Below are 6021 nucleotides of genomic sequence, written 5' to 3' on the forward strand. Positions count from 1 at the left end.
GATGATTTCGAATATGGTAGTCTTATAGAGGTGGGAAAAATATTATAGGGGGTATAGGGAATGAAAACACTTACAAGATGGTCGAACACGATCATGGAAAGGTACTTGCCGGATCCATACATATTCGTCGCCATTCTGACTTTGCTCGTCTACTTGCTCGGTCTTGGCTTAACGGATTCAGGTCCACTCGACATGGTCGTCCACTGGGGGGATGGATTCTGGGGGCTTCTCTCCTTTACGATGCAAATGGTCATCGTTCTCGTAGCGGGACATGTATTGGCAAGCAGTCCTTTTTTCAAGAAATTATTAAGTTCGTTGGCGGGATTGGCGAAGTCTCCAGGCTCCGCGATTTTGCTCGTCACGGTCGTGTCGCTCATCGCTTGTTGGATCAACTGGGGATTCGGCCTCGTCATCGGAGCGTTGTTCGCTAAGGAAATTGCCAAAAAAGTGACGACTGTCGATTACCGGCTATTAATTGCAAGCGCATACTCCGGATTTATCATTTGGCATGGAGGGCTCGGTGGGTCGATTCCTTTGTCCATTGCAACGGCAGATCACCCATTCTCTGGCATCATGGGTGTCGTCCCGACGTCCGAAACGATTTTTTCAACGTATAATTTATTCATTATCGCTATCCTTTTCATAACGTTACCGTTGTTGAACCGTTTCATGATGCCAAAGCCGGAGGATACGGTTTCTGTCGATCCGAAATTGCTGGAAGAGGAAATCGAAGTGGATGAGGCTGAAGAAAAAACGCCTGCAGCACGACTTGAAAACAGCGTTGTCCTTTCGATGCTGATCGGTGCGCTAGGTGTTGTCTATCTTGTGCAGCACTTCGTCGGCAAAGGATTCGATTTGAATCTGAATATCGTCAACTTGATTTTCTTTATTCTCGGTATCATTTTCCACGGCACGCCAAAGCGTTTCCTTGCGGCAGTTGCCAATGCCGTGAAGACAGCGGGCGGAATTATCATCCAGTTCCCGTTTTACGCAGGCATCATGGGCATGATGGTAGCTTCAGGACTAGCGGGCGTCATGTCCGAATGGTTCGTCAGCATTTCTACTGAAGCCACTTTCCCACTCTTCACGTTCTACGCTGCGGGTCTCGTTAACTTCTTCGTACCGTCGGGCGGCGGGCAATGGGCAGTGCAAGCACCGATCATGCTGGATGCAGCTCAAACGCTTGGCGTCAGCTATTCGAAGACCGCAATGGCAATCGCATGGGGCGACGCATGGACAAATATGATCCAGCCGTTCTGGGCATTGCCTGCGCTAGCGATTGCAGGATTGCGCGCGAAGGACATTATGGGCTATTGTGTGTTTGTCTTAATTTTGAGCGGTATTATCGTAAGTATCGGGCTGTTTTTCTTTTAATCAAACAACAACATCCGAATCGCCTTCATGACGATTTCGGATGTTGTTCTATTTAAAATCATATTTTTTATAATTTCCATTGTCTGAAGAGAATTTTAAAATATTCCCATCATCCGGAAGCCCTTTAAAATACGCACCAATGCAACCAGTCGTGCATCTATGTCCGGATATTAAAATATTCATGTTTTTGTACCTATAGTCATTTTCAAGTTCACTCATGAATTCAAACACTCTCTTCACAAAGCTTTCGGCACCTTCAACTCCGTTGTAAACATTTGGATCGGGAATGAGTCCAGCCATCTTAACTTCACCCGTCTTCAATCCGTCCGCTTCCCCTAAGTCGAACACATCAAGTCTCGTATCAACCATTGCCGTTTCCCCAGTCACAATTTCTGCAGTTTGAACAGCCCTCTCTTGAGGAGACGAAAGAATAATATCGAATTGAATTGACTGAAGCTCCTCTCTTACGTTCCTTGCTTGTTTAATCCCCATTTCATTTAATGGCAATCCCCTTCTCCCTTGGAGCCTTCTTTCCTTATTTAAGTCTGTCTGTCCATGCCGAATTACATAGATCATTAATCTTTCCCCCTTTAACCTCGTAACCCTTGTTTTATATAGGAGCACTTGTGCAATTAATTGAGCACTCGCTTAATTACAAAAATCATAAAAACTGCTGGAAGATCGACTCCCAGCAGTTTTCTTTCAATCTAGCACTTCAATACACGTCACGATCGCCCGTTTCAAATCTTCATGAGACCAGCTTGGCACTCGCCCGTGCTCAACCGCCAGTTCGTGGGAAGCTGGGATGTGGATGAAACCCGCGAGCATGTCAGGACGATGTTCATTGACAACATGAAGAACACGGTACATGACGTGGTTGCACAAATAGGCGCCAGCCGTATTGGAGATTTCAGCGGGCAGTCCGGCATGCTTCAACGCTTCGACCATTTTCCGGATTGGCATATTCGTGAAATAGCCGTCCGCTCCTCTCTCAACAATCGGCTCATCGACAGGGGCATGGCCCTTATTATCCTTTGCGCCGTCGTTCACATTAATGGCGATCCGTTCAGGTGTAATTTTGAATCGCCCCCCGGATAATCCAAGAGATAGAACAGCATCGGGTTTGACGTTTTCAATATGGGAAATGACACGGTCTCCCGATACGCTGAAATCGACGGGCAGCACTTCACTATGGATTCGGTATCCCCCGATTTCCATCCCGTTCAATTCATCGACAATCCGTTGGGTCGGATTGACAGGATAATTCAAGAATGGCTCAAAGCCGGTTAACAGCAATGTTTTCATACTATTCTCCCCCTTCATTCCATATTATAACGGAATATAAAGGAAATCATTTTGATTTAAATCGTGCGGTTTTGTCCCAACCGATCATTTGCCGTTTTTTCTTCGCTTTCACGTAACGGACAAGACTCCGAACGAACAAATACGAAAATAGTTGGGCGTACGTAAAGTACATGATGATGCTAATGAAAATATTGATAGGCGTGAACGTCCGCTCTGCAGCTTGGGCAGCAAACAGCTGGGACGTATAAACGATATAAGAAAGATACCAAATGAACAACAACGGATAACTGTAGTGTACAGAAAAAATATCAAAAATCCCTAGAATGAACCACACATAGGAGACGATGAGGAACAGCCAAAAAATCACATATACCATAAGCTGATGAATGGAGTGGACGAGCAACTTCCCCTTAAAAAATCCCGGCTCCATCAACGTCTTTTCGACAATGTACAGATTGCCCTGTAGCCACCGTGTCCGTTGCTTCAAGTAGACGGAGAGCGTTTCCGGCTCTTGTTCCCATGTGACAGAGTTCGGGACGATCGGTAATAAATATCCCTTTTGAGTGATGCGCAACGTCAATTCAGCATCCTCGGCAATCGCGTATGGATCGTAACCGCCGAGTTCTTCGATGACGGACCGTTTGACAAGCATATTCGTCCCCGTCAAAGAACCCGTCTTGAATAATTGCCACCTCCCTGATTGCATGAGCAATTGAAACACTTGAAACTCGATGGAAATCATCCGTGTCAGCCAATTTGTAGATTCATTCAACGTTCTTACATAACCGACCGCTCCCGCCGATTGCTTCGTTACTTCCGCCATCGCCACCAATTTGGTGAGCGCGTCAGGTTCAGGCTGATTGTCTGCATCATACACGCAATAATATTTATTCCCCGATATACTCAACCCATAGTTCAACACCCTCGATTTGCCTCGGGGCTCGCCCGGCGGTACTTGTATATGGTGCACATTCGTATACGTATCGTCAAAAACTTGAGCGATTTCAGCCGTTTCATCTGTTGAGTGGTCGTTCAATATGTATATTTGCAAATCGCCTCGGTATTCAAGACCAACCATTGCTTCAATCGTCTCTTTAATGACAACGCCTTCGTTATGGGCAGGAATGAGAATATCGACTCCCGGATAGTCCTCACTCTCCGGCAACGGCATTTTCTCCATTTTCATCCGATTGTAAAGGCCGGCAATCATTAACAATGTGTAATAGGACAAGAGCAAAAGGAATAAAGAAGTCGTAAAAAGCAGCAGGAAAAGGATATTGTAAGCTGCGCCTACTATTATTAATACAACGAACAGAATGAAGAACATTAGCAGTAGAGATGCACGATTCCTCATGATAGCACCCCCTCACGCACCGCCGTCTGGCCTTCAATCCGCTCCGTCGTCATTCTCATCTTTTCAATCGCCCGCTCCTCAAAAGCTTCCCTTAGTCTCTTATCAATTCTGCATTTCACAGTCTCCACCCCTGTGGAATCCGTGTTTTGCAGCAACACTACTAGGGACTCTCCGGATTTTCCAACAATGTCAAAATGTTGCCTAACAGACATATGCAGTAGACTTCCAACTGACGCCACCGCTGTCCGCTTCGTTGAACGCGGCAGTTCTGAAAGATCGACCCGCAGGAAATATCCTGTTTCCTTCCGCCTCGCCATCGTCGACAAAATGAAACTCGCCCGTTTTTCAAATTCCACCTGTGAGAGCACACCCTCTTCCGACAGAAATCCTTCCAACCGCAATATTCGTTCTCTCAGAAAATAGTTTTCACTTCGGAACTGATAGACGTACTTCGCTAAACTGTATAGGGCGAATAAATGGCAGAGGATCAGAAAATGCACGCCAATTGCCATCCCTTGATCTGCCGGAGTCCAGCTATCACGGAAAGCGAATAAAAGAAACAGAAAAACCGTCCCTACCGTCAGGACGACATAAAAGAAAAAGGCCAATCGATCGGAACCGATGAAAAACAGGATGGCAACCAATCCAAAAGCAGAATAAACAGCAAGCGGCACGGCATTGTATGTACATAATACGATGACGACCATTGATAACAGCCAAATCATTGAAGCGACTGGTATTTTCAGTTGACTCCAAACCGCAGATCTCCCCATAAACACACCTCCCAATCTTGTAATTCCCTTTTCCTAAAATGAAAAACCAAGCGTTCCCTTCAAGTTTATTAGAACCCATACAGGGAATATCCCAAATAGATGACTTTTTTAAGGAGGAATACTGAATGACTGAAGATAAATATGAGAAAAAGGATGAGCAAGTGACGCCTCAGACACAAAATCAGCAGCCAGGAATCGAAGCGGAGATGGACCCGCTTCCCCTCTATGACGATGAAAACTATAAAGGCTCCGGCAAATTGAAAGGGAAAAACGCCCTGATCACCGGCGGAGACAGTGGAATCGGCCGGGCCGTTGCGGTCGCATTCGCAAAAGAAGGCGCTAATGTGGCAATCGCCTACTTGGACGAGGCCGAGGATGTCGATGCGAATAAAACCGTCGAGCTCATTGAACAATATGGCGGTAAAGCGAAAAAGTTCCGCATCGACATTAGCGAAGAGGAAAATTGCGAAAAGCTTGTCGACGATGTCATCGAAGAATTCGGCAGCCTGAATATTCTCGTGAACAACGCCGGAAAGCAATTCCCTCAAGACGACATCTCCCAAATTTCAAGCGATCAGTTGCGCGAAACGTTCGACACGAATTTCTTCGGCCTGTTTTATTTATCAAAAGCGGCGCTTGCCCAAATGAAGGAAGGCGACAGTATTATCAACACGTCTTCCGTCACGGCATACAACGGCTCGCCAGGATTGCTTGACTATTCGGCCACAAAAGGCGCCATCACTTCATTCACACGCTCCCTCGCCTTGAACTTGGCCTCGAAAGGAATCCGGGTCAACGCAGTGGCTCCCGGTCCGATCTGGACGCCATTGATTCCGGCGACGTTCGATGCTCAAAAAGTGGCGCAGCACGGCTCGGATACACCGATGAAACGCCGAGGACAGCCGGCTGAAAATGCACCAGCATACGTCTTCCTCGCTTCGAACGACTCAAGCTATATGACGGGGCAGACAATCCACGTCGATGGCGGCGATTTTGTAGGGTCTTGATGGATTCATGAGGGGCGCGGAATGCCGCTCTATGGCCGCAGAACTCGGCTCTTTGAGCGCGGAACTCGACTCTTTGAGCGCGGAACTCGACTCTTTGAGCGCGGAACTCGACTCTTTGAGCGCGGAACTCGACTCTTTGAGCGCGGAACTCGACTCTTTGAGCGCGGAACTCGACTCTTTGAGCGCGGAACTCGACTCTTTGAGCGCG

The 6021-nt window shown here is 47.1% G+C and carries 6 protein-coding genes; 2 read left to right on the plus strand and 4 right to left on the minus strand.

Annotation, left to right across the window (positions count from 1 at the left end; all coding sequences use genetic code 11):
• The first annotated feature begins 60 nt into the window (after window positions 1-60).
• Window positions 61-1374 (plus strand): short-chain fatty acid transporter, encoded by a 1314-nt coding sequence (locus AB1K89_RS16715; protein ID WP_252501836.1) that lies wholly within the window; start codon window positions 61-63, stop codon window positions 1372-1374.
• A gap of 48 nt (window positions 1375-1422) precedes the next feature.
• Here AB1K89_RS16715 and AB1K89_RS16720 read toward each other — a convergent pair whose 3' ends face one another.
• From AB1K89_RS16720 to AB1K89_RS16735, 4 genes are all read right to left on the minus strand, one after another.
• Entirely contained in the window at window positions 1423-1950 is a 528-nt protein-coding gene (locus tag AB1K89_RS16720; protein ID WP_413055834.1) for a histidine phosphatase family protein, read from the minus strand.
• Between the two features lie 126 nt (window positions 1951-2076).
• Window positions 2077-2679: a pyroglutamyl-peptidase I gene (gene pcp / locus AB1K89_RS16725; protein WP_413055835.1), complete on the minus strand. Its 603-nt coding sequence runs from the start codon at window positions 2677-2679 to the stop codon at window positions 2077-2079.
• A 46-nt stretch (window positions 2680-2725) separates the two neighbouring features.
• On the minus strand, window positions 2726-4033 hold the full coding sequence (locus AB1K89_RS16730) for a glycosyltransferase family 2 protein (RefSeq protein ID WP_413055836.1): 1308 nt from the start codon (window positions 4031-4033) through the stop codon (window positions 2726-2728).
• Window positions 4030-4806, minus strand: a complete 777-nt coding sequence (locus AB1K89_RS16735) for a hypothetical protein (protein WP_413055837.1) — start codon at window positions 4804-4806, stop codon at window positions 4030-4032. The genes AB1K89_RS16730 and AB1K89_RS16735 overlap by 4 nt, the downstream gene beginning before the upstream one ends.
• Before the next feature lie 125 nt (window positions 4807-4931).
• Between AB1K89_RS16735 and AB1K89_RS16740 the strand changes: the two genes are divergently transcribed.
• Entirely contained in the window at window positions 4932-5813 is an 882-nt protein-coding gene (locus AB1K89_RS16740; RefSeq protein ID WP_413055838.1) for an SDR family oxidoreductase, read from the plus strand.
• Window positions 5814-6021 lie beyond the last annotated feature (208 nt).

The sequence above is a fragment of the Sporosarcina pasadenensis genome, assembly GCF_047228845.1.
Lineage (GTDB): Bacteria > Bacillota > Bacilli > Bacillales_A > Planococcaceae > Sporosarcina.

Bases quoted from the DNA above. Each gene is read 5' to 3' on its own strand.
- AB1K89_RS16720 (WP_413055834.1), bottom strand. From the start codon at position 1,950: ATGATCTATGTAATTCGGCATGGACAGACAGACTTAAATAAGGAAAGA.
- AB1K89_RS16730 (WP_413055836.1), bottom strand. From the start codon at position 4,033: ATGAGGAATCGTGCATCTCTACTGCTAATGTTCTTCATTCTGTTCGTT.
- AB1K89_RS16740 (WP_413055838.1), top strand. From the start codon at position 4,932: ATGACTGAAGATAAATATGAGAAAAAGGATGAGCAAGTGACGCCTCAG.
- pcp (WP_413055835.1), bottom strand. From the start codon at position 2,679: ATGAAAACATTGCTGTTAACCGGCTTTGAGCCATTCTTGAATTATCCT.
- AB1K89_RS16735 (WP_413055837.1), bottom strand. From the start codon at position 4,806: ATGGGGAGATCTGCGGTTTGGAGTCAACTGAAAATACCAGTCGCTTCA.
- AB1K89_RS16715 (WP_252501836.1), top strand. From the start codon at position 61: ATGAAAACACTTACAAGATGGTCGAACACGATCATGGAAAGGTACTTG.